The sequence below is a fragment of the Streptomyces auratus genome, from assembly GCF_050433025.1.
In the GTDB taxonomy this organism is placed as follows: Bacteria; Actinomycetota; Actinomycetes; order Streptomycetales; family Streptomycetaceae; genus Streptomyces; species Streptomyces sioyaensis.
In genome coordinates this window covers 2,722,968-2,744,506 of the sequence record NZ_JBNGCB010000003.1, presented here as the reverse complement: position 1 = coordinate 2,744,506, position 21,539 = coordinate 2,722,968, and the positions used below count along the sequence as shown (strand labels likewise).

General features: G+C 72.6%; 20 protein-coding genes and 1 tRNA gene. 8 read left to right on the top strand and 13 right to left on the bottom strand.

All coding sequences use genetic code 11. The features are described 5' to 3' along the window. The first annotated feature begins 17 nt into the window (after positions 1-17). From BKA18_RS31740 to BKA18_RS31725, 4 genes are all read left to right on the top strand, one after another. Positions 18-989 (top strand): 3-hydroxyacyl-CoA dehydrogenase NAD-binding domain-containing protein, encoded by a 972-nt coding sequence (locus BKA18_RS31740; RefSeq protein WP_366044593.1) that lies wholly within the window; start codon positions 18-20, stop codon positions 987-989. Then, positions 986-1,456, top strand: a complete 471-nt coding sequence (locus BKA18_RS31735; RefSeq protein WP_366044594.1) for a thioesterase family protein — start codon at positions 986-988, stop codon at positions 1,454-1,456. The genes BKA18_RS31740 and BKA18_RS31735 overlap by 4 nt, the downstream gene beginning before the upstream one ends. A gap of 141 nt (positions 1,457-1,597) precedes the next feature. After that, a complete protein-coding gene (locus BKA18_RS31730; protein WP_366044595.1) occupies positions 1,598-1,930 on the top strand; it encodes a DUF427 domain-containing protein in 333 nt (110 codons plus the stop codon). Positions 1,931-1,962: 32 nt separating this feature from the next. Beyond that, the gene (locus BKA18_RS31725) at positions 1,963-2,763 is read left to right on the top strand and encodes a DUF309 domain-containing protein (RefSeq protein ID WP_366044596.1); all 801 of its coding nucleotides are present in this window, start codon (positions 1,963-1,965) and stop codon (positions 2,761-2,763) included. 134 nt (positions 2,764-2,897) lie between these two features. On the opposite strand, the gene BKA18_RS31720 is transcribed toward BKA18_RS31725, so the two are convergent. The 6 genes from BKA18_RS31720 to BKA18_RS31695 form a co-directional block, all read right to left on the bottom strand. Next, positions 2,898-4,067 carry a D-alanyl-D-alanine carboxypeptidase family protein gene (locus tag BKA18_RS31720; RefSeq protein ID WP_366044597.1) on the bottom strand — a complete coding sequence of 390 codons (1,170 nt, stop codon included), beginning with the start codon at positions 4,065-4,067 and terminating at the stop codon, positions 2,898-2,900. A 177-nt stretch (positions 4,068-4,244) separates the two neighbouring features. Continuing rightward, the gene (locus tag BKA18_RS31715; RefSeq protein WP_366044598.1) at positions 4,245-5,498 is read right to left on the bottom strand and encodes a cytochrome P450 family protein; all 1,254 of its coding nucleotides are present in this window, start codon (positions 5,496-5,498) and stop codon (positions 4,245-4,247) included. Between the two features lie 174 nt (positions 5,499-5,672). Further along, positions 5,673-6,893, bottom strand: coding sequence for an MAB_1171c family putative transporter (locus tag BKA18_RS31710; protein WP_366044599.1), 1,221 nt, complete (start codon positions 6,891-6,893; stop codon positions 5,673-5,675). Then, entirely contained in the window at positions 6,886-7,491 is a 606-nt protein-coding gene (locus BKA18_RS31705; protein WP_366044858.1) for a hypothetical protein, read from the bottom strand. Before BKA18_RS31705 ends, BKA18_RS31710 begins: the two co-directional genes overlap by 8 nt. Positions 7,492-7,570: 79 nt before the next feature. After that, complete coding sequence (locus BKA18_RS31700; protein ID WP_366044600.1) at positions 7,571-8,059, bottom strand: helix-turn-helix domain-containing protein; 489 nt, start codon at positions 8,057-8,059, stop codon at positions 7,571-7,573. Positions 8,060-8,482: 423 nt separating this feature from the next. Further along, a tRNA-Pro gene (locus tag BKA18_RS31695) sits at positions 8,483-8,556 on the bottom strand. A 164-nt stretch (positions 8,557-8,720) separates the two neighbouring features. Here BKA18_RS31695 and BKA18_RS31690 point away from each other — a divergent pair. After that, complete coding sequence (locus BKA18_RS31690; protein WP_208859140.1) at positions 8,721-9,014, top strand: YiaA/YiaB family inner membrane protein; 294 nt, start codon at positions 8,721-8,723, stop codon at positions 9,012-9,014. A gap of 72 nt (positions 9,015-9,086) precedes the next feature. Here the strand turns inward: BKA18_RS31690 and BKA18_RS31685 are convergent, their stop codons facing one another. Then, positions 9,087-10,010, bottom strand: coding sequence for an alpha/beta fold hydrolase (locus BKA18_RS31685; protein ID WP_366044601.1), 924 nt, complete (start codon positions 10,008-10,010; stop codon positions 9,087-9,089). A gap of 182 nt (positions 10,011-10,192) precedes the next feature. On the opposite strand from BKA18_RS31685, the gene BKA18_RS31680 reads away from it, so the two are divergent. Next, positions 10,193-13,396: an amidohydrolase family protein gene (locus BKA18_RS31680; RefSeq protein ID WP_366044602.1), complete on the top strand. Its 3,204-nt coding sequence runs from the start codon at positions 10,193-10,195 to the stop codon at positions 13,394-13,396. A gap of 300 nt (positions 13,397-13,696) precedes the next feature. Then, positions 13,697-15,016, top strand: a complete 1,320-nt coding sequence (locus BKA18_RS31675; RefSeq protein ID WP_006601988.1) for an acyl-CoA dehydrogenase family protein — start codon at positions 13,697-13,699, stop codon at positions 15,014-15,016. A gap of 95 nt (positions 15,017-15,111) precedes the next feature. On the opposite strand, the gene BKA18_RS31670 is transcribed toward BKA18_RS31675, so the two are convergent. The 5 genes from BKA18_RS31670 to BKA18_RS31650 are packed head-to-tail and all read right to left on the bottom strand — an operon-like array spanning position 15,112 to position 19,203. Continuing rightward, positions 15,112-15,717, bottom strand: a complete 606-nt coding sequence (locus tag BKA18_RS31670) for a GAF domain-containing protein (RefSeq protein WP_173909716.1) — start codon at positions 15,715-15,717, stop codon at positions 15,112-15,114. After that, positions 15,714-16,334 (bottom strand): GTP-binding protein, encoded by a 621-nt coding sequence (locus tag BKA18_RS31665; RefSeq protein ID WP_006601990.1) that lies wholly within the window; start codon positions 16,332-16,334, stop codon positions 15,714-15,716. Before BKA18_RS31665 ends, BKA18_RS31670 begins: the two co-directional genes overlap by 4 nt. Further along, positions 16,312-16,710: a DUF742 domain-containing protein gene (locus BKA18_RS31660; RefSeq protein ID WP_366044604.1), complete on the bottom strand. Its 399-nt coding sequence runs from the start codon at positions 16,708-16,710 to the stop codon at positions 16,312-16,314. The genes BKA18_RS31665 and BKA18_RS31660 overlap by 23 nt, the downstream gene beginning before the upstream one ends. A gap of 2 nt (positions 16,711-16,712) precedes the next feature. Continuing rightward, a complete protein-coding gene (locus BKA18_RS31655; protein WP_006601992.1) occupies positions 16,713-17,162 on the bottom strand; it encodes a roadblock/LC7 domain-containing protein in 450 nt (149 codons plus the stop codon). Continuing rightward, positions 17,152-19,203 (bottom strand): sensor histidine kinase, encoded by a 2,052-nt coding sequence (locus tag BKA18_RS31650; RefSeq protein WP_429638784.1) that lies wholly within the window; start codon positions 19,201-19,203, stop codon positions 17,152-17,154. Before BKA18_RS31650 ends, BKA18_RS31655 begins: the two co-directional genes overlap by 11 nt. A gap of 377 nt (positions 19,204-19,580) precedes the next feature. On the opposite strand from BKA18_RS31650, the gene BKA18_RS31645 reads away from it, so the two are divergent. Further along, entirely contained in the window at positions 19,581-20,225 is a 645-nt protein-coding gene (locus tag BKA18_RS31645; RefSeq protein ID WP_366044606.1) for a LysE family translocator, read from the top strand. Between the two features lie 73 nt (positions 20,226-20,298). On the opposite strand, the gene BKA18_RS31640 is transcribed toward BKA18_RS31645, so the two are convergent. After that, positions 20,299-21,495 carry an FAD-dependent oxidoreductase gene (locus BKA18_RS31640; RefSeq protein ID WP_366044607.1) on the bottom strand — a complete coding sequence of 399 codons (1,197 nt, stop codon included), beginning with the start codon at positions 21,493-21,495 and terminating at the stop codon, positions 20,299-20,301. Positions 21,496-21,539 lie beyond the last annotated feature (44 nt).

Sequence of the window (21,539 nt, the reverse complement as noted above, 5' to 3'; positions counted from 1 at the left end):
GCCTGGAGCCGCTCACCATGCCTGAAACCCTCCCCGCCCCCTGCGCCCCCGAGGACGCACGCCGTGTCGCCTGTATCGGCGCCGGAGTGATCGGCGGCGGCTGGGCCGCCCACTTCCTCGCCCGCGGCTACGACGTCACCGCCTGGGATCCGGCCCCCGACGCCGAGGAGAAGCTCCGCCGTCTGGTGGCCGCCGCCTGGCCCGCGCTGGAACAGATAGGCCTGGCCGAGGGCGCCGCACCGCACCGTCTCACCGTCGTCGGCACGCTCGCCGAGGCGGTCGCCGACGCGGACTTCGTCCAGGAAAGCGCCCCCGAGAAGCTGGAGTTGAAGCGCTCGCTGCTCGCCGAGCTGACCGCCGCGACCCGGCCGGGGGTGGTCATCGCCTCCTCCACCTCCGGTTACCCGATGACCGATATGCAGACGGCGACGGGGGACGCCGGCCGCCTGGTCGTCGGCCACCCCTTCAACCCGCCGTACCTCATCCCGCTGGTCGAGGTCGTCGGCGGCGAACGGACCGACCGCGCGGCCGTCACCTGGGCGTCCCGCTTCTACGAGGTGGCGGGCAAGTCCGTCCTCACCATGGACCGCGAACTGCCGGGCTTCATCGCCAACCGCCTCCAGGAGGCCCTGTGGCGCGAGGCGCTGCACATGGTCGCGAACGGCGAGGCCTCGGTCGCGGACATCGACGCCTCGATCACCGAAGGCCCCGGCCTGCGCTGGGCGTTCATGGGCCCCTGCCTGACCTTCGCGCTGGCCGGCGGCGAGGGCGGCATGGCGCACATGCTCGACCATTTCGGCCCGTCCCTGAAGTCGCCGTGGACCCGTCTGGAGGCGCCCGAGCTGGACCGTGCGCTGCGCGACGCCATGGTCGAGGGCTGCGCGGAGGCGGCGGGCGACCGCAGCTATGCGGACCTGGTCGCCGCGCGCGACCAGGGCGTCATCGATGTCCTGCGCGCCACCGGCCGGCTGGGAGGCACCACCCGATGAGCACGCACCCGCCGGGAGACCTCCCGCTCTTCCGCCGACGGGTCCAGGACGACTGGATCGACTACAACGGCCACCTCAGCGAGGCCTACTACGTCCTGGTCTTCGGCTTCGCGACCGATGCCCTGATGGCGGCGGCCGGGCTCGGCCCCTCCTACCGCGAGCGCTCCGGCTGCTCCCTCTACACGGTCGAGGCGCATGTCCGCTACCTCCACGAGGTGGCCCGCGACACCGAACTCACCGTCCGTACCGCCGTGTTGGGTGTGCACGGCAAGAAGCTCCGCCTCCTCCACGAGATGTTCGCCGGTGAGCCGGCGGGCGACCCGGTGGCCACCGAGGAGCTGTTCACCCTGCATATCGACCGGACCGCGGGCCGGGCGGCGCCGCTGCCGGAGGCCACCCGTGCCTTCCTCACCGGCCTGGTCGCTCCCGCGCCGCCGTGGGCGGGGCACGGTATCCGGGAGGTGTGAGGAGCGGGGCGGCCGTCGGGCCCTGTCGGCGGAAGGAGACTCCGGCGCCGCGGAACGGCGCCGGCCGCCCTCGGCCGCGTCCCGGTGACATCCTGGGAGACGGTCCCGCCACCGATCCGGCAAGGAGAAGGAGACACGACCATGAGCACGACGCAAGGCCACCACATCGAGGTCACTCAGGGCAGCGAGCACGTCCGCGTCGAGATCGACGGCAGGCTGATCGCCGAGAGCAACCGCCCGCTCCTGCTCGCGGAGACCGGCTACCCGGTGCGGTACTACTTCCCGCCGGAGGACGTACGGACCGAGCTGCTGGTCCCCTCCGACACGCACACCGTGTGCCCCTTCAAGGGCACGGCCTCCTACTGGTCGCTGCCCGGCGGCCCGGAGGACCTCGTGTGGGCCTACCCCGAGCCGCATGACCAGGTCGCCCCGATCAAAGATCATTTCTGCTTCTACGAGGTCGAGCGGGACTGACACCGGCCGGCCCGACACCGCACAATCGAAGGGTGAACGACGCGGACAAGACACCCGACACCCCCGGCCCGCCCCCGTCCCGGACGTCCGGTCCCCCGCGGCCGGGCGCCGAGGGCGGCGATCCGGCCTGCTGGCTGGACCAGGTGTGTGCGGCCTGCGGCCGGATCCGCGAACGGCCCGGCGGTGAGGTCTGCGAGCACTGCGGCGCCGCGACGGCGGACGGCACGGCGGCGGACGGCACGGCGGCGGACGGCGCGGGCGGGGACGAGGACGACGCGGCCCAGGGCGGCGGGACCGGGACCCGCGGCACTCCCCAGCGACCAGCACCACTCCGCCGGGACCGCGACGCGGAGGGGCGGGCCCGCAGCGCCCGCCCCCGCGACGGGCTCGGCCGCCCGCTCCCCTACGGGTCCCCGGGGGTGGCGCGCCAGCCCGAGGGGGTGGCGCGCACACCCGCGCAGTCGCTGACCGAGGCACAGCGGCTGCTCGACGACGGGATGCCGTTCCATGCCCATGAGGTGCTGGAGGACGCCTGGAAGGCGGCGCCGGAGGCGGAGCGCGAGCTGTGGCGGGGACTCGCCCAGCTCGCGGTGGGACTCACCCATGCGGCACGCGGCAATGCCGTGGGCGGCACGGCGCTGCTCGACCGGGGGACGTCGGCCCTCGCCCCGTATGCGGACGCGGCCCCCTACGGGATCGACATCGCGGGACTCCTCGCCTGGTCCCGGGAGCTGACCGGACGTCTGACCGACTCCGGGGCCGTACCGGCGGCGGAGACCGCACCCCGGCTCCGGACCACCGGCGACACGACCGAAGACCGCCCCACCGCCTAGGGTCTGTCCGATGGGTCAGGGTCGGACAGGCCCTAGGGGTGAGGCAGGGCTCCGCGGGGACACACGGAGCCCTGCTGTCGGCCGTCCGGCCCAGCCACCGCCGCTCGCCGGCCGTACACCCACCGGCCGCCGTCCTACGCCGTGCCGCGCCCCGCTCCGCCGCGGCCGCGTGCCTGCCGCCAGCGGGTGAGCAGGGCGCCCAGCCCGATCGCCGCGACGCCGGCGCCGCCCGCCCCCAGGACGAGGGTGGAGCGCCAGGGGGAACCGCCGCGGGCCGCGGCACCGGTCATCCGGTCTGCCACCGGACCCGGCCGGGCGCCTCCGTCGTAGGAGGCGTTCACGGCGTGCAGGGTGCCCACCGGCTGGGCCTTGCCCTCGGCGTCGAAGCCCCAGTCCAGCAGCGAACCGGCCTCCTTGTAGACACCGTTGGCCTGCGTCGACTGCGGGTTCATGACGGTGACCAGCAGGGTGCGGCCGTTCCGGCGGGCGGCGGCGATCAGGGTGTTGCCGGCCTTGGAGGTGTAGCCGTTCTTCACGCCGATGATGCCGGGATAGCGGGCCAGCCCGTGCGAGCCGACCAGCATGCGGTTGGTGTTCTCGATCCGGGTGGTGCCGCCGGCGCCGGGGAACTGGGCACTGGGGGTGGCGCAGTAGCGGGCGAAGTCGGCGTTGGCGAGCCCGGCGCGGGCGAAGATGGTCAGGTCGTACGCGGAGGACACCTGACCGGGCGCGTCATAACCGTCCGGGGACTTGACGGTGGTGTCGCGCGCGCCGAGCCTGCGGGCGGTCTGCTGCATCTCCCGCGCGGTGGCCCGCCAGCCGCCGTTCATCGACGCCAGCACGTGCACCGCGTCGTTGCCGGAGCGGAGGAAGACCCCGCGCCACAGGTCGGCGACGGTGTAGCGGCGGCCCTGCCGGACGCCGACGACGCTGCTGCCGGTCCCGACGCCGTCGAGGTCCGCGGAGCTGACCTGGCGTACGGTGCCCGCCGGGAACTTCGGCAGGACGGTGACCGCGAACAGCGTCTTGAGGGTGCTGGCCGGGGCGAGCTTGCGGTGCGCGCTCTTCGCGGCCAGCACATTGCCGGTGTCCGCGTCGGCCACCATCCAGGACAGTGCGGACAGCCCGCCGGGCAGCCGCGGTATGCCGGGGGCGGTGACCGCCTGTACCCCGGCGTCGGCCACGCCGGCCTGACGGCCGCTCGCCCCGTCCGCCGCGGCCGGTATGCACGTCAGTGAGACCCCGGCGAGGGCGATCGCTGCCGTCGCCGCTGCCATCTTGGACATCCGCACGTGAGTTGCCATGCCGTCACGCTATGGAGTGGGACGGCAACCCGCAGCACAGTTGAGCCAGACGGGCCATCGTGCCGCCACCCGCCCGGCATATAGCAACTGCAACGGGTGCAAAGAGAGGCCCGCCCGGTGCGACGGGGGATGCACACCGGGCGGGCTCAGACACCTTTCTACCGCATGAGCGAACGGTTATGCCTCAAAAACTTGTTCGCTCGCCGTTTCCCAGGCGACGGGCAGCGAAATCAGGCCACGCGACCGGAGGGTCCTGCGATGCCGCAATTCACCACGCGGGACGTCCAGTCGCAGCTCCGGGAAGCGCCCGAGGAGCGCTTCGAGCGCGGTCACCGCCTCCATCCGGGCGAGCGGCGCGCCGAGGCAGTAGTGGATGCCGTGGCCCATCGCGAGGTGCCCGGAGAGGTCCCGGCCGCGGTCCAGCGTGTCCGGCGCGGGGAAGCGCGCGGGGTCGCGGTTCGCGGACGCGATCGACAGCAGCACGCTCTCCCCGGCCGGGATCCGTACGCCGCCGATCTCCACGTCCTGGGTGGGGAAGCGGCGGATCGCCAGCGGACCGGGGCCGTCGTAGCGGAGGAACTCCTCCACGGCCGCCGGCAGTTCGGCTGGATTCTGCTGCAACTGACGGAGTATGTCCGGGTGGTCGAGCAGGGCCAGCACGGCGTTGCCGATGAGGTGGACGGTGTTCTCGTATCCGGCGAAGAGAATGAGGAAGGCGAGCGAGGTCAGTTCGTCCTCGGTGAGCCGGTCGCTCCCGTCGGCGGCGGGCGCGTCATCGCGGACCGCGATCAGGTCCGAGAGCAGATCGTCGCCCGGCTCGGCGCGCTTGGCCGCGATCAGACCGGTGTAGAACTCCAGCATCGCCCCGATCGCCTGCTTCATCCCCTCCGGCCGGCTCGGGTCGGGCGTGATCAGCGCGTCCGACCAGGCCAGGAAGTCCCGCCGGTCGTGCTGCGGGATCCCGAGCAGATCGCAGATCACGGTGATCGGCAACGGCCCCGCATAGTCGGCGATCAGGTCCGCGCGGCCGCGCTCGGCCATCGCGTCCAGCAGTTCCTCGGCGACCCGCCGTACGGGCGCCCGCAGCGTCTCGACCCGGCCCGGGGTGAAGGCCTTGACCACCAGGCGGCGGACGCGCGTGTGGTCCGGCGGGTCCATGTTCAGCAGATTGGCGTCCAGCGCGGGCGGCAGCGCGAAGCCGCGGTAACCGCCGGGCCCGGCATGACGTCGGTCCAGGGAGAGCCGGGGATCGGCGAGCGCGCTGCGGACGTCGTCATAGCGGGTGACCAGCCAGGCGGGACTTCCGTCGGCGCCGGTGATCCGGTGCACCGGTCCGGCCTCGCGCAGTGCGGCGTAGGCGGCGTACGGATCGTCGAGGAGGGGCGTCACGTCGATGGGGGCGTCGGGGCCGGTCTCGGCGGTGTTCTGCATGGGCCCGACTCTAGGGCGTGGCCGCGACGTACCCCTGCGTAGTCCGCCGCACGGCAACACTGGCGATACCGGCAACACCGGCGAGGGCGGCACCGGTTCAGGAACCGGTGCCGCCTCGGTGGTTCGGGCGGCCCGGACCCCCGTCCCGGGCCACCCCGTCTCAGGGGGTGTTCCTCAGTTGCGCGCCACCGCGCTGCGCTGACGCAGTTCGGTGAGCACGGTGTCGATCAGCGGCGAGTGGTAGACATCCGCTACCAGGGCCAAGTGCTCGTACTCCGCGGTGAGTTCGGCCGGTTCGCTGCCGCTGGAGACCACCACGCTGTCCGCGCCGTGGTCGGGAACATGACCGACCGCACGGTTCTCCAGACCGCGGCGGAGCGCGGCGGCCTCCGCGACCGCCGCCAGCTGCCGGTCGTCCAGCGCGACCGCGCGGGCCCGCTCCCGGGCGATGTCCACGGCGTCGGACTCGACATGGCGCCGGATACCGCGCTGGACGTCCCGGATCTCGGCCATCTGCCGGTTGGCCCGCCACTCCAGATCGGCGAACGGCCAGCGCACGGACCACGCCGAGGTTTCCATCGTCACCTCCGGGGTCTGTGCGGTGACGGTCCGCCAGAGCGGGGAGAGGCGGCGCAGCCGGCGCCAGGCAGCGACCCGCGGGCCGGCCGCCGGCAGCGCGAACCCGGCGAGGACCATGAGCGCCGCGACCGAGGCGCCCAGCGGGGCCACGCCGTTGGAGAGCCACAGCGCCGGGTGGCCCGCCCAGGACAGGGCGAACCCGATGACCTTGCACGCGCAGTAGACGAGGCCCAGCCAGCAGCCCGCGGCCAGCACGCGCAGACCGCGCGCCAGGTACGTGCCGCCGAGCCGGGCGGCGTAACGCGGACACAGCGTCCCCAAGGCCGCACAACTGAAGCCGAAGATGGCCAGATACAGCACCAGGAACAGCATGACGCCGGGAGAGTCGGTGTACGCGGTGCTGAAGTCGCGGGGGTGCTCGACGGCGTCCGGCCGGCCGATCGCGAACCCGGCGATCGCCACCGCCCAGAGCGCGGCCACACCCCCGACGGCGACGCGCGCCCCGATCCGCGCACGGGCCCTCCCGGCCGCCCCCTCTCCCACCGTCCAGCGCAGCAGCAACACCAGTGCCCCCGCGGCGAACACCACGACGGAGGAGTAGAGGAACACCATCGCGAGGTTCGCCACACCGGCCAGCCGGTCGAAGGCGCGGTAGAGGCTGGGCGCGGAGAAGAGGAAGACCGTCGCCACCCCGCCGGTCATCACGCAGGCCAGCCCCAGGTCCGCATTGCTGCGGTCACGGAACCAAGCGACGGATTTGTAGCCGACGATCACCCAGGCGGCCAGGCCGAACGACAGATAGATGACATCAAACACGCGAGCCCCCGTCCGCGTCCGCACGGGCGCCACCGGACCCCGCGCCGCCGGCCGGTGCCCCTTGCTGACGCCGGATGTGCTGCAGGGCGGGCCCGAGCGCCGCCGCCAGCTCGGCCGCCTGCCCCTCCAGGGGGAGTTCCCGCTCGGCCGCGGACGGCGCGACCCGCTCCATCAGCAGCGTCCCGAGCACCTCGGTCTCCCGCTCGGCGAGGTTGTCGTAGCCGTGGTGCCGGGCGAAACCCATGGTCAGGCCCATCCGCCGCATGGCGGTGGCGACATCGACGGACGGCGTCCACAGTTTCAGGGCGTCCTCGGTGACGGCGGGATCCTGGGCGTGCCCCAGCAGGAGGTGGCTCAGTTCGTGCAGCACGATGTGCGCCTGGTGCCACGGTGACGTCTTGAGCTCGTAGAAGACCCAGTAGCCGTCGTCGGTGACGGCCGTCATGCCGGAGACCACCCCGCCCAGGCTCATCGGCACGAGATGGACGGGCCGCGCCACACGCGCGGCGACGATGTCACACATCCCGCGCAGATCGATCGCGGCGGGCAGCGCCAGCTCCTTGATCAGCTGCTTGCACCGCCTGCGTATCTGCCCCACTCGCATGCTCGTCCCGTCCTCGTGTCCGGCCCGCTGCCAGGTAGCGAAGATCTGGCCGCGCTCAGCGGTCCGTGTCGATTCACTCACCGTGCCGGTCACCGCCCTGCTCCGGCGGATCGGCCGGCAGATTCATCTGCTCCCGGAACTGGCAGATGATCGTCGTCAGGCTGTCCTGCACCTCCGGCGGCAGTCCCACGGAGCGCAGCGCGATGGCGCGCACCCGCTGGTCGCGCATCGCGGCGAGGAAGCGCACCTCCTCCTCCACCCGCGCGGCCTGCGGCTGCGAGAGGTCCCCGAGCAGATACCCCACCGGCACCGCAAAGAACTTGGCCAGCGCGCGCAGCAGTTCCGGACTCGGGTTCGTACGCCGGCTGTTGCGCAGCATCGACAGATACTGCTCGGTGACCTTGACCCCGCCGTACTCCTCCGCTCCCCCGCTGATCTCCTCGGCCACAAAGGAGTTGGTGTACGGCGCCCCGGGCGGATGCATGTTCGCGAAGAGATGGTTGAGCCGCTCCGCGAGCGCACTGCCCGCCTCCTTGGACCGGCCGTCGCCCCCCACGCTCATGCCCACCGTCCCCCCATCGATCGAGCCCAACGAACAGTTAAGGCGCTGGATTTACGCCTCTCATCCTGTCATGCCGGGAACGGGGCGCACCAGTCCACTTACGGACAGTAGGGACCGGCCGACTTAACCGGGAGTTGAGTGGCGGCGCGGTCACACAGAGCGTGAGCAACGGCTGCCAGGCGGGCCGCCAGCGCCTCCCCCTCACAAGGCCGCACGTCCAAGGGCGTTGTCGCGGGTACGGACACCGAGTAGCGGATCCAGGAGCGCAGCGGTCGACAGCTCGCCACTTACGGGCGAACCGGGCAGGGGGTACGCCGCGGGAGCGCACGCAGGCCCGGCGCCCCTTCCCGCAAGACAGCGGGCACACATGCAGAAGAGGCCGTTCCCCTTAAGGAAACGACCTCCGACCTGCACAAAAGCAAGTCGGGACGACAGGATTTGAACCTGCGACCCCTTGACCCCCAGTCAAGTGCGCTACCAAGCTGCGCCACGTCCCGATGCCCGTTCTGGCCAGGTTGTCCCGGCTGACCGCGCACGAGAACAATACCGCATGTCAGAGGGTGGGTGCTGCCATTTCGCAGCGCACGGCCCCACCTGCCGGGTCGGCGAGATGAGTACCCGTACTCATGCGCCACTGTCACCGCGCCGCCACGCTACGCGCATGACTACTCCATCGATTCAGCGGCCGACGACCACGGCCTTCTTCGTGCAGTCCGCGATCTCGTTCGGACTGTCGCTGGCGGCGCTGATGATCGGGATCACCAGGCTGCCCGTGGGCCCCTGGGAACGCGGGTTCCTCGCCCTCGGGCTGGTCTTCGTGGTGTCCTCGGCGTTCACGCTGGCCAAGTGCGTACGCGACCGCCAGGAGGTCGCGGAGGTGACGAACCGGGTGGACAAGGCCCGGATCGACAAGATCCTCATCGAGCAGGACGTCTTCCATCCGGGGAAGGTCTGACCCCGGCCGCGCCGGGCCACGGATCTCCGGATCAGCGGCCCGGCGCTTGACCTGAAGCGCGCTTGAGGCAGCTCAGATGCGCTTGTCGAGCCAGGCCAGGAGATCGGCCTGGACCTCGTCGCGGTTGGTCTCGTTGAGGATCTCGTGGCGGGCGTCCGGATAGGCCTGCCAGGTCAGATCGCGGGTGCCCAGATAACGGAAGTCCTCCAGGAGTTCATGGACCAGGGTCATCCCCTGATGACAGGGGTCCAGCTCTCCGACGGCGACATGGACGGGCAGTCCGCGCGGGATACGGGCCAGATTGTCCGGGTCGTTGATCTTGCGGATGGCGCGTACCCAGTCGAGGGCGAGCCCGGTGCAGAACGGGAAGCCGCAGTCCTCGTCGGCGACGTAGGCGTCCACCTCGGCGGCGTCGCGGGAGAGCCATTCGAAGCCGGTGCGGCGGGCGAAGGCGTCGTTGAAGGAGCGGAAGGTGCGCGGGATGAAGGCCGACAGCGCGCCGCGGCCGTGCGCGGCGGCCTCCGCCTCCAGTTCGGCGACGGCGCCCTCGATGTCCAGGCCGGGCAGGGTCCGGAAGGTGCCGGTGAGGATCAGTCCGGCGAGGTCGGCCCCGTACTCCTGGGCGTAGTCGCGGGCCAGCAGTGAGCCCATGCTGTGGCCGAGCAGCACCAGCGGGACACCGGGGTGGGCGGCGGCCGCGTGGTCGCCGATGCCCTTGAGGTCGCTGACGATCGCCCGCCAGGCGTCCTCGCCGACCACACCGCGGCCGCCGGTGGAAGCCGCGGTGGCGCCGTGGCCCCGGTGGTCGGAGGCGAGGACGCCATAGCCGTGACCGGTCAGGAAGCGGGCGAAGCGGTCGTAGCGCCTGCCGTGTTCGGCGGCGCCGTGGGCGATCTGGACGAGGGCGCGCGGGTGGCCGTGTTCCGGGAGCCAGGTGTAGGTGGCGATCCGGGCGCCGTCCGGGGCCTGGTGGACATCTGGCTGCATGGCCTGCATGGCGTCGTCTCCTGAGTGCCGGGGCGGTGGCTGACGAGTCGTCGGCGCCCACTCTTCCGCGCGGGGCCGTGGTACGCCACGGGGCGCGCGTGGCGGAGTTGACCCGTCCGCGGCGGTGCGTGAAACGATCAGCCGGCTGTTTCCCGGCGCCTGCGCCTCAACCCCCTTTCACAGGAGGATCGTTGGACATCGCAGACTCTTCCGAGAACTTCCCCCGTCCCCCCTCGCCGCTGTCTCGCCGCAGATTTCTGCAGGGCACCGCCGCCTCGGCCGCCGCGGTGGCGGGACTGGCCGGGGTCCACGCCCCCGGAGCAGCCGCGCAGGACGCCGGAGCGTCCGGCGCCGCACTGTCCTTCACGGCCGCCACGAATGGCGCGGCCTCCCTCGCCCCGGCCGGTGACCGGTTGATCGCCGAGGTCCAGAACGTCCTGTGGTCGGTGCCGCGGGCCGGCGGCGAGGCGGTGGCGCTGACCCCGCCCGACCTGGAGCCCACCCGTCCGGTGCACTCGCCCGACGGCCGCACGCTCGCCCTCTGCGCCTACCGCGGCGGCAGCTTCCATCTGTGGACGCTCGGCACCGACGGCTCCGGCCTGCGGCAGCTGACCGACGGCCCGTGGGACGACCGCGGCCCCGCCTGGTCCCCCGACGGGACCCGGCTCGCCTTCGCCTCGGAACGGGGCGGCGATGCGGTGGCCGGCAGCCCGTACCGTTTATGGGTGCTGGAGGTGCGCACCGGACGGCTGACCCGGGTCACCGGGCTTCCCGGCCAGGACGGACCCCATCAGGACGGTGCCTGGGAGGACTTCGACCCCTGCTGGTCCCCGGACGGCTCGCGGCTGGTGTTCGTGCGCGGGCGGGTGGCGGGCGCGGCGCTGGTGTCCCGTACGGTCGCCTCGGTGCCGGCCGACGGACGGGGCGCGGTGCGCACCGAGTACACCGAGACCGCGGCCGCCCAGGTGCTGGCGCCGGCCCTGTCCCCGGCGGGGCGGCTGGCCCACCTGCGGACCACGGACTATCCGGCGCCGACCTGCACCCTGGTGGTGGACGGCGTGCCGGTCGCGGTCGACGGCGATGTGGCGCCGGTGCCGCCGCGCTGGGTCTCGCGCGAGGAGCTGCTGCTGACGGTCGGCGGACAGTTCCGGATCGTCCGGGCCGACGCTCCCCGGCACAGCGAGCACATCCCGTTCACCGCACGGCTGCCGCTGGACCGCCCCGGCCACCGCGTCAAGGACTACGGCTTCGAACGGACGACGCCGGGCCCGGTGCGCGGGGTGCATCTGCCGGCCCTCTCCCCCGACGGCCGCCGGGTCGCCTTCGGCGCGCTCAACTCCCTGTGGATCGCGCCCACTTCGGGCTCCGGCGCGCCGCGCAGGGTGGTCCGGGCCGATGCCACCCGGTACGTCTCGGCGCCGAGCTGGTCCCGCGACGGGCGGGCGCTGCTCTACACGGACGACCGGGACGGGCTGTTCGCGGTCCGCCGCCGGGATCTCGCCTCCGGCACGGAGACGGTGCTGGCCACCGGCGGCCGGGTACTGCCCGCGCTGTCGCCGGACGGCGGGCGGCTGGCCGCGCTGGACATGTCGGGCAACCTCGTCGTACGGACCCTGCCCGACGGCACGGAGAAGGTGCTGGCCGCACCGCTGGGCGCCGGCGGGCTGCCGGGCCGCCCCAGCTGGTCCCCCGACGGGCGCTATCTGGCGTACTGCGACCGCAACCGCCTCAACCGCCGATTCCGCGAGGGCTACAACATCATCCGGGTCCTCGACGCCGAGACCGGGAAGGAGCGGCGGTATGCGGTCGCCGAGCACGTCTCGATCGCCGACCGCCATGACTCCGGGCCCGTGTGGTCACCCGACGGGCGCTGGATGGCGGTGATCGCCGAGTCCGCGCTGTGGGTGCTGCCGGTGCGCCCGGACGGGACGCCGGACGGGGCGCCGCGGCGGCTGACCGACGAGAGCGCCGACCATCCGTCGTGGTCCGGCGACTCGGGCACCCTCCTCTATCTCTCGGCCGGGAAACTGCGGCTGACCGGCGTGTCCGGCGGTGCGGCGCGGACCGTTCCGCTGTCCCTCACCCGGCGTCCCGCGCGCGCCCGGGACACCGTCGTGCACGCGGGCCGGTTCTGGGACGGCACCGGGGACGAGGTGCACTCCGATGTCGATGTGGTGGTGCGGGACGGGCGGATCACCGCCGTGGAACCGCACCGTCCGGGCCGGGCCGGGGCGGCCCGGCGGGTGGACGCCTCCGGGCAGACCGTGCTCCCCGGCCTGTGGGACGCACACACCCATCCGTGGCAGACGACGTACGGCGGACGGCAGACCGCGCTGCAGCTCGCGTACGGCATCACCACCGCGGTCTCCTGCGGCGGCTTCTCCTATGAACAGGCCCGTATCAGGGAGGCCGTGGCGGACGGTGCGCTCGCCGGGCCGCGGCTGCTGACCTGCGGAGAGCTGCTGGACGGCGGCCGAGTCGCCTACAGCATGGGCCGCGCACACCGCACCCGCGCGGGGCTGCGCCGCTCGCTGGAGCGCGGCGCGGCGCTGGAGTGGGATTTCGTCAAGACGTACGTCCGGGCGCCGGGCTGGGTGATGGCGGAGGCCGCGCGCTTCGCCCATCAGCGGCTCCACGTCCGCTGCGGGAGCCATCTGCTCACCCCGGGCGTACAGCTCGGACAGGACCTGACGACCCATCTGCAGGCCACCCAGCGGCTGGAGTTCGGGCATGCCGTATCCGGCTCCGGGCGCGCGTACCAGGACGTCGAGGAGATCTACACCGGCACCGATTTCCACCTGCTGGCCACGCCGTTCTCGGCGGGCGCACTGCTCGGTGACGATCCGGCGCTGGCCGACGATGCGCGGGTGGGCAGGCTGATGCCGCCCTGGGACACCGCGGTCGTACGGGACCACGCCGGGCAGCGCCCCACCCCCGGGCAGCTGGCCGACATCGGGACGGAAGTCTCCTTCTACCGAAGGGTGCTGGACGGCGGCGGACTGGTCGCGCTGGGGACCGATCAGCCGCTGGTGCCGGTGGGCCTGGGCCTGCATCTGTGCCTGCGGGCGCTGCATCGCGGCGGCCTCGGCGTGGCCCGGACGCTGCGCACCGCGACGGCCCTGCCCGCCCGGGTGTTCGGCGCGGAGCGGGATCTGGGGACGCTGGAGGTCGGCAAGCTCGGCGACATGACGGTGGTGGACGGCGATCCGTTCGAGGACTTCGACTCGCTGGTGCGGACCTCGGCGGTGCTGCGCGGCGGACGGCTCGTCGAGCAGCGAGAGCTGATCGACTCCTTCCCGGCGCCCGCCGGCCGGTCGCTGCGGGCGGGCGGCGCCGACTGGCTGGAGGTGGGCCGGCAGCAGCGCCGCGAGTCCTGCTGCGACCCCTCGCACTGAGCCACTCCACCCCACCGCGAGGGGCTGGGGAGGCGAGGGGTGGCGCGGTTCCAAAGCCCCCGGAACCGCGCCACGGACCCCGTCGAACAAGGGGTGGTGCGCATCTTCTTCGCGCTTCAACTCTTCGTCCAAATGCCACCAGTTGATGTTTTATGCGGCCCGGAGTAGGTATGCCAACGGGTATTGCACGGGGTAAGCGATAGCTCACGTTCCGGAACGTTCACTGCAGACGGCGCCGCCGGTGCCGTCCCGAGGCGGGGTGCGACCAGCACGGAGAAGATCGCGGAGGAGGGGCTCGTCTTGCATGGCTATTTCACGAACCAGAGACATGAGGCACTCCGCAAACGGGTGCGGGACTTCGCCGAAAGGGAGGTCCGCCCCCGGATTGCGGAGATGGAGGAGAACCGTTCCGTTTGCCGTGATCTCTCCCGCCTGATCGCCCGTCAGGGGTGGATAGGCGCCACCGTGCACCGCGCCTACGGCGGAATGGGCGCCGGCCACGTCGCCAAGACCCTCATCATCGAGGAGCTCTCCCGGGTGAGCGCCGCGATGGGCGCCATGGTGCAGGCGTCGCAGCTGGGCGTGGCGAAGATCGTCCACTTCGGCAGCGAGGAGCAGAAGAAGACCTGGCTGCCCGCCATAGCCTCCGGCGACTGCCTGCCGACCATTGCCGTCACCGAACCGCAGTCGGGCAGCCATGTGCTGGGCATGGCCTCCACCGCGGTCCGCGACGGCGACGACTACCTCCTCAACGGCCGGAAGATCTACGTCGGCAACAGCCACGTCGGCGATCTGCACGGCGTGGTCGTCCGCACCGGCGAGGGCTCCAGGGGCCTGTCGGCCTTTCTCGTCGAGTCCGACAGCCCCGGCTTCCGGGTCGGGGAGCAGCAGCCCGCGATGGGGCTGCACGGCTTCAGCTTCGGTGAGCTGTTCTTCGACAACTGCCGGGTCCCGGCCGCGAATCTGCTGGGCCGGGAGGGCGACGGCCTGTCGGTCGCCTACTCCTCCAGCGTGCTCTACGGACGCCCGAATCTCACCGCCGTGTCCCTGGGGATCCATCAGGCGGTGCTGGACGAGACCACGGCGTTCTGCGCCCAGCGGCAGCGTTACGGCAAGGCGCTGGCCGATCTGAGCACCATCAAGCTCAAGCTCGGACGGATCCAGTCGCGGCTGCTGCTGGCCCGCCTGTCGGCCTATCACGCGGTGCATCTGCTGGACCAAGGGCAGCCCTGCGACGCGGAGTTGATGAACGCCAAGCTGGTCAATGTGGAGTCGGCACTGGAGTCGGCGCGCGACGCGATGGACGTCCATGCCGCGTGCGGGCTGTTCACCGACCGGCCGATCGAGCGCTTTCTGCGGGACGCCCATCACATCTTCGCGCCGGCCGGCACCTCCGACATCCAGCTGCTGCGCCTGGGTGAGCTGGCCCTGGGCCGGGCGCAGGGCGAGTGGTCCAGCCGGCTGGCGGATCTGCTGCGGCTGGAGCCCTCGGAGTGGCCGGAGGACGACTCCGCCGCCCGCACCCCGGCCCCGGTGCCGGGTGAGGACGCCGCGGCCACGGTGCCGGGTCAGCGCACCGGAGGGTCGCGCCGGCGCCCCTGGTGCACCGGGCTGAAGTGAGCGGCCGTCATCCCGGGGCCCGCCCATGCGGCGGCCCCGGGCCGGCCGTCCGGCCAAGGGCCGTACGCCGGGCTCCGGGGCCGGGGCCGCTCGCGTCAGGGCACGTCGCTGTGCTGCTTCTCCATGCTGTGGATCTGCTCGACGAGTTCGGCCGCCATCGACTTGATGGTCTCCAGCCCCTCCCGCCCCCAGGGGCGTGGTTCGAGGTCCACGACACAGACGGTGCCCAGCGCCATCCCCGTACGGTCGATCAGCGGCGCGCCGAGGTAGGAACGGATGCCGATCTCGTCGACGACGGGGTTGCCGGCGAACCGCGGATAGTCACAGACGTCCTCCAGCACCAGGGCCTTGCGTCGGACGATGACATGCGGGCAGTAGCCGTGGTCCCGGTCCATCACCCGGCCCGGCTGGGCACTGGCGGGCGCCGGCCCGAGCTCCACGGCCCGGTCCTGGTCGGGCGTGTAGAGACCGGCGAAGTACTGCCGTCGCTCGTCGATGAAGTTGACCATCGAGTACGGCGCCCGGGTGGTCCGGGCGAGCTTGCGGGCGAACTCGTCGAACGCGGGCAGCGGGGATTCGCCGATCCCCAGGGCGCGCAGCCGGGCGACCCGAGCGGGGGCCTCGTCGTCCTGCGGGGTGAGCAGCAGATGCCGCGTCGGGTCGTAGGAGATGTACGGGACGCGGGAGGCAGGGTGGTTCATGGCAGCTCCGGGGTCGCGGCGAGGGCGGGGGTGAGCAGATGCTGGACGAGCGCTACCAGGACGCGGGTCGCCGAGCTGCTCTGTCGGGCGTCGCAGAGCACGACGGGGATGTCCGGGGAGAGGTCTATCGCGCTGCGGACCTCGTCCGGTGCGTAGTGGTAGGAGCCGTCGAACTCGTTGACGGCGACGATGAAGCGGATGCCGCGCCGTTCGAAGAAGTCGACGGCGCCGAAGCACTGGTCCAGCCGCCGGGTGTCGGCGAGGATCACCGCGCCGAGCGCGCCGTTGGACAGCTCGTCCCACATGAACCAGAAGCGCTGCTGCCCCGGCGTCCCGAAGAGGTAGAGCAGATGCGCGGGGCTGAGGGTGATCCGGCCGAAGTCCATGGCGACGGTGGTGGTGCTCTTGTCCTCGACGCCCGCCAGATCGTCCGTGCCGACGCTGATCTGGGTGAGGAGCTCTTCCGTACTGAGCGGCTCGATCTCGCTCACCGCTCCGACGAAGGTCGTCTTGCCGACGCCGAAGCCGCCCGCGACCAGGATCTTGAGCGCGGTGGGGAAGGCATCGGTGGCCAGATCCCCCAGGGCAGGGGGGTCACAGTCGTTTGCGAAGTCCATTCAACACCGCCTCCAGCAGGGCACGGTCGGTACGGGACGCGGCCCCTGCCGAAACGGCTGCGGGAGCCCGCGCGGTGAGTGCCCCGCAGTCGACGAGGTCGGCGAGGAGCACCTTGGTGACCACGGCGGGCAGCCGTATGTGGGCGGCGATCTCGGCCACGGAGACCGGGCCGCCGCACAGACCCAACACCTGGGCGTAGTCGGGTCCCTGGCAGGAGACGGGCCGCCGGCCGGTGGCCATCACCATCGTCAGCAGGTCGAAGTGCGCCGTCGGACGGGTCCGGCCGTTGCTGATGGTGTACGGGCGGACCAGCCGGCCCGCGGCGTCGTCGAACCACGGTTCCCCGCCCTGCCGCCGTCGGCGACGCACGGCCATGGTCATCGACCACCCGCGGGGGCCTGTTGGCGAGCGGGCGTGGACAGGTACGGGCGGACGCTCTTGACCAGCATCGACATCTCGTAACCCAGCACCGCCACGTCGGCTTCACGGCCGGCGAGGACGGCCAGACAGGCGCCCGAACCGGCGGTGGAGACGAACAGAAAGGTCGACTCCAGCTCGACGACGACCTGGAGGACATCGTCGCCGTCCCCGAAGCGCACCCCCGCGCTGCGGGCGAGGGAGTAGAGGCCGGAGGACAGGGCGGCCATGTGGTCGGCGCTGTCCGGGTCGAAGCCGTGGGCGGCCTTGACCAGGCCGTCCGAGGTCAGCAGGAGCGCGCTCCGGGCGTGCGGCACCCGTTGTACGAGCCCGGTCAGCAGCCAGGACAGGTCGGTGTGCTGGCTTCCCGGCAATTGCGAGTGCGCCTGCGCATGCACATCACTCACCATGGTTGCGGTCGTCTCCTCGGGGGCGGGCCATCGGGGCGTCGTGGTCACGGTCGTAGAGAAGGTCGTTGCCGGCCGGGCTGCCGGTGTCGCCGCCCGGGGCCGGGGGGATGACGTGCTCGCCGGTGTCGCCTGCGTAGCAGTCGTCGGCGAGGCTGAATCCGCGCCGGAAGGCGGCCATCAGGCCGGGGTCGTGCTCGGGTTCCGGGCCCGTGCGGCGGGCGGCGGACGGCAGGATCGGGTCGCCGCGCAGCTCCGGGACGAGATGGGTCTGCTTGCGCCGCCGGGGCAGCCGCGGGCGGGCGCTGTCGTCCACGGCCGGCGGGGCGGGCGGCAGCATGACCGGGCCGGGGTCGGCCGGGCGGCCGGCGGGGGCGAGCTCGCGGGGGTGCGGCTCGGGCGTGCGGGTGTCGGCCATGGGGACTTCAGGGGTGCGGGCGCCCGAGGCGTGGACGAGCCGGCGGCGGGCGGCGCCGGAGTCGGGACCGGGGTCCGGGGGAACGGGGGCCGGGAACTCGGCCGTACGCTCGTCATAGCCGCGTGACGACAGGTCGAGCGCGGGGTCGGGGGCCGGGGCGGGGCGGGGGATGGCCACGGTCGGGAAGCCGTCGGCGCCCGGGTCCTGGCGGTCATGGCGGTCATGACGCGCGTGCGGCGCCGGGCCGGCGTCAGGGTCGTCGGCGTAGCCGATGCCGTAGCCGCCGTCGTACCCGCCGTCGTGGTCGTGCGCCGGGACGGTGTCCGGCGATCCCGTGGGCGCGGCATCCGCCCCGCCCCGCTCCCCGTCGGCCGGTTCCGCGCCGAGCAGCCCCTGGGGCACGATCAGGACGGCCTGGACGCCGCCGTAGATATTGCTCTGCAGCCGGACAACGATGCCATGCCGCCGGGCCAGCGAGGAGACCACGAACAGCCCGATGCGGCCGTCGCTCAACAGCTCTGCGACATCGATGTGTTCGGGGTCGGCCAGCAGGGCGTTCATCCGGTTCTGCTCGTCCGCCGACATGCCCAGGCCGCGGTCCTCGACCTCGACGGCGAGACCGGCGGTGACGAGCTGGGCGCGCAGCAGGACCGGGGTCTGCGGGGCGGAGTAGATCGAGGCGTTCTCGACGAGTTCGGCGAGCAGGTGGATGACGTCGGCGACGGCGTGTCCGCGCAGGGTGCCCTCGATCGGCGGCACCAGCTTGATCCTCGGGTACTGCTCGACCTCGGCGATCGAGGAGCGCAGTACCTCGGTCATGGACACCGGGCGGCTCCACTGGCGGCGCGAGATGGCGCCGCCGAGGACGGCGAGGTTCTCGGCGTGCCGGCGGATGCGGGTGGCGAGATGGTCGACGTGGAACAGGCCCTTGAGCAGGTCCGGGTCCTCGACCTGGTTCTCCAGCTCGTCCAGCAGCTCGATCTCGCGGTGGACCAGGGACTGCAGCCGGCGGGCGAGGTTCACGAAGACCTCGACCTTCTGCTCGCTGCCGCTGGCGTTGCTGCGGGCGATGGCGACCGCGTCGATGACGGCGGACTCGGCGGCCCGGCCGGCGGCGGCCACCTCATGGGCGAGCAGGTCGAGGGTGTCGCCGGTGGGCGCGAGCGCCGTGACCGGCTCGCGGCGCTGGAGCCATTCGCCCTGCCGTACCCGGTCCAGCAGGTCGTAGAGGTCGGACTGGCTGCGGGCGCAGACCTGGCGGAGCCGGGCGTAACGGGCCACGGTGGCGCGGGCCTCGGCGTTGGCGGCGGCGCCCGCGGTCAGCACGATGACGCAGACCAGGGCGAGCCCGCCGGCCAGGATCACCCACTCCCGCCCGGACAGCCGGGCGCCGCCGGCCTGCACGACGAACGCGGCGACGGCGGTGCAGACGACGGCGACGAGGAGACAGGGGACGGCGGCGAGCCTGACCAGCCGGGACCGTATCGCCGAATCGGCGGCGGACTCGGGGAACGAGGCCCGGCCGTGTCGTCCGCCGTCACGCTCCCGCCGCCGGGCGGAGGTGGGGACAGGAGCGACCCCCGGGGAGCTCTGGGGTCCCGGGGACCTCTGAGCCTCCTGGGACATCTGGGTCCCCTGGGGGAATGCGGTAGGCATCGGCGCCCTCCGGATCGGCCGTTGGCAGTTCGCGGAGCACGCACGCTAGTTGTTACAGGGGTAGTGTCCGGAGCTACTTCGGGCTTTCGCTACCCCTCGCCACCTCCTTGAGTGGGCGCGTGCCGCACATCAGTGCGACATAATCCGAACTGCCGTTCAGCGAGGCGGAGTTGCTGCCTCCGGAAGCGCACCTCCGAGGGCTCACGGGCGGCATCCGCGGCCGCGCGGCACGGCGGGCCCGGCCCGGCCGGCGGCGGACCGGGCCGCACGGCATCCGTTGCCGCACGCCGCTGACCACTGACGAAACCCCGCGTCCGGCTGATTCAATGGCCGCCGAGGTGAGAGACATGGTGACTACCGACCGGATACTGGCTTTCGCAGCGATGTCGCTGCTGGTGATCGTGATCCCGGGACCGAGCGTGCTGTTCGTGATCGGCCGGGCGCTGGCCCACGGCCGGCGGACGGCCCTGGCGACGGTCCTGGGCAATGTGCTGGGCTCCTACCTCCTGGTGGTCGCGGTGGCGCTGGGCCTCGGTTCGCTGGTCGAGCGGTCCGTCACGGTCTTCCTGGCCGTGAAGCTGGCCGGTGCGGCCTACCTGGTCTTTCTCGGCGTGCAGGCCTTCCGGCACCGCAAGGACATGAAGCTGGGGGCCGGGGACGCGCCCGGGCCGGCGGCCCGCGGTGATCTGCGGACGATTGCCGACGGTCTCCTGGTCGGCGTCACCAACCCGAAGGGGATCGTCTTCTTCGCCGCCGTACTCCCCCAGTTCGTGGACCCGTCGGCGGGCGGGCTGCCTACCCAGATGATGATCCTGGGCCTGGTACCGATCTGCATCGGTCTGATCACCGACACCGTGTGGGGGCTGACGGCCTCGGCGGCCCGCGGCTGGTTCGCCCGCTCCGAGCGCCGGCTGTCGATGGTCGGCGGGGCCGGCGGCTTCGCCATGATCGGCCTGGGTGTGACGGTGGCGGTCACCGGCCGCGCGGACTGACCGCGGCGGCGCCCGGCGCCCGGCGCCCGTACGGCCCACGCCGCCGGGTGCGGCAGCCGGCACTGCGGCGGGCTCAGCGGCTGCGGTACGCGGCGGCGCCGCGCCGGTACTCCTCCTTCTCCCGGCCGAAGTCGGGCACCTCGGTGGCCTCGCGGTCTCCGGGGCCGAAGACCCGGTCGAGGGCGTCCGCGCCGTCACCGGCCTCGGCCGCCCGCGGCAGCATGGTCCCCTCGTAGGCGGTGATTGCCGCGTCGACGCTGTCGTGGCGGGCAAGGGCCAGCGCGAGTTCACATCCGTCCAGCATGGCGAGATTGGCGCCGTTGCCGCCGAAGGGGGCCATCAGATGGGCGGCGTCGCCGAGCAGGGTGACGCCGGGGGTGTGGGGCCAGGTGTGCGGGGCGGGGAGGACGAACAGCGGGCGGTGGACATAGGGGCCGTCGTTGTCGGTGATCAGGATGCGGAGCCGCTCGTCCCAGCCGGTGAACTTCTCCAGCAGCGCGGCGCGTACGGCCTCGGTGTCGCCGAGGTCGGCGCCGGCCAGGCTCTCCCCGTCCACGTCCTCGCGGAGGGCGATGTAGGCGCGCACATGCTGGTTGCTGTTGCGCTGCGCGAGCAGCCCCTTGTGGTCGCCGGTGGCGAAGGTCTGCCCGTCGCCGACGAGTTCGGCGACGGCAGGGTGATCGGTGTCGACGTGGTCGAAGTGGGCCTCGATGAAGGTCACTCCGGTGTGGACCGGCGTGGCGTCGCTGACCAGCGGCCGCACCCGTGACCAGGCGCCGTCCGCGCCGATGAGGAGGTCGGCGTCGGTGGTCGTGCCGTTCTCGAAGGTGAGGCGGTGGGTGCCGTCCGGGCGGGCGGCTGCGGAGCGGAGGGTGTGGCCCCAGCGGACGGTGCCGGGGGCGAGGGAGCCCGCCAGGAGCGTGCGCAGCTGGCCGCGGTCGATCTCGGGCGCGGCATTCTCGTCGGCCGGGGGCCGGTAGTCGGCGAGGACCTCGCCATGACGGCTGAGGACGCGCATGGCCTGCCCCTCCGGCCGGGCCAGGGCGAAGAACTCGTCCAGGAGACCGGCTTCTTGGAGGGCGATCTGCCCGGAGTCGGCATGCAGGTCGAGGGTGCCGCCCTGGTTGCGGGCGTCGGCGGAGGCGTCGCGGTCGTAGACGGTGACCGCGATGCCGTGCCGCTCCAGGACGCGGGCGCAGGTGAGGCCGCCGGGACCGGCCCCGATGACGGCGATGCGGGGTGCGGGTCCGGGTATGGACGTCGAGTTCATGAGGGCTCCGTTCGGTCGGGAAGGAGCGGGGGCGGGGCGTACTG

Bases quoted from the DNA above. Each gene is read 5' to 3' on its own strand.
- BKA18_RS31740 (WP_366044593.1), top strand. From the start codon at position 18: ATGCCTGAAACCCTCCCCGCCCCCTGCGCCCCCGAGGACGCACGCCGT.
- BKA18_RS31735 (WP_366044594.1), top strand. From the start codon at position 986: ATGAGCACGCACCCGCCGGGAGACCTCCCGCTCTTCCGCCGACGGGTC.
- BKA18_RS31730 (WP_366044595.1), top strand. From the start codon at position 1,598: ATGAGCACGACGCAAGGCCACCACATCGAGGTCACTCAGGGCAGCGAG.
- BKA18_RS31720 (WP_366044597.1), bottom strand. From the start codon at position 4,067: ATGGCAACTCACGTGCGGATGTCCAAGATGGCAGCGGCGACGGCAGCG.
- BKA18_RS31715 (WP_366044598.1), bottom strand. From the start codon at position 5,498: ATGCAGAACACCGCCGAGACCGGCCCCGACGCCCCCATCGACGTGACG.
- BKA18_RS31700 (WP_366044600.1), bottom strand. From the start codon at position 8,059: ATGAGCGTGGGGGGCGACGGCCGGTCCAAGGAGGCGGGCAGTGCGCTC.
- BKA18_RS31690 (WP_208859140.1), top strand. From the start codon at position 8,721: ATGACTACTCCATCGATTCAGCGGCCGACGACCACGGCCTTCTTCGTG.
- BKA18_RS31685 (WP_366044601.1), bottom strand. From the start codon at position 10,010: ATGCAGGCCATGCAGCCAGATGTCCACCAGGCCCCGGACGGCGCCCGG.
- BKA18_RS31670 (WP_173909716.1), bottom strand. From the start codon at position 15,717: ATGAACCACCCTGCCTCCCGCGTCCCGTACATCTCCTACGACCCGACG.
- BKA18_RS31665 (WP_006601990.1), bottom strand. From the start codon at position 16,334: ATGGACTTCGCAAACGACTGTGACCCCCCTGCCCTGGGGGATCTGGCC.
- BKA18_RS31660 (WP_366044604.1), bottom strand. From the start codon at position 16,710: ATGGCCGTGCGTCGCCGACGGCGGCAGGGCGGGGAACCGTGGTTCGAC.
- BKA18_RS31655 (WP_006601992.1), bottom strand. From the start codon at position 17,162: ATGGTGAGTGATGTGCATGCGCAGGCGCACTCGCAATTGCCGGGAAGC.
- BKA18_RS31650 (WP_429638784.1), bottom strand. From the start codon at position 19,203: ATGTCCCAGGAGGCTCAGAGGTCCCCGGGACCCCAGAGCTCCCCGGGG.
- BKA18_RS31645 (WP_366044606.1), top strand. From the start codon at position 19,581: ATGGTGACTACCGACCGGATACTGGCTTTCGCAGCGATGTCGCTGCTG.
- BKA18_RS31640 (WP_366044607.1), bottom strand. From the start codon at position 21,495: ATGAACTCGACGTCCATACCCGGACCCGCACCCCGCATCGCCGTCATC.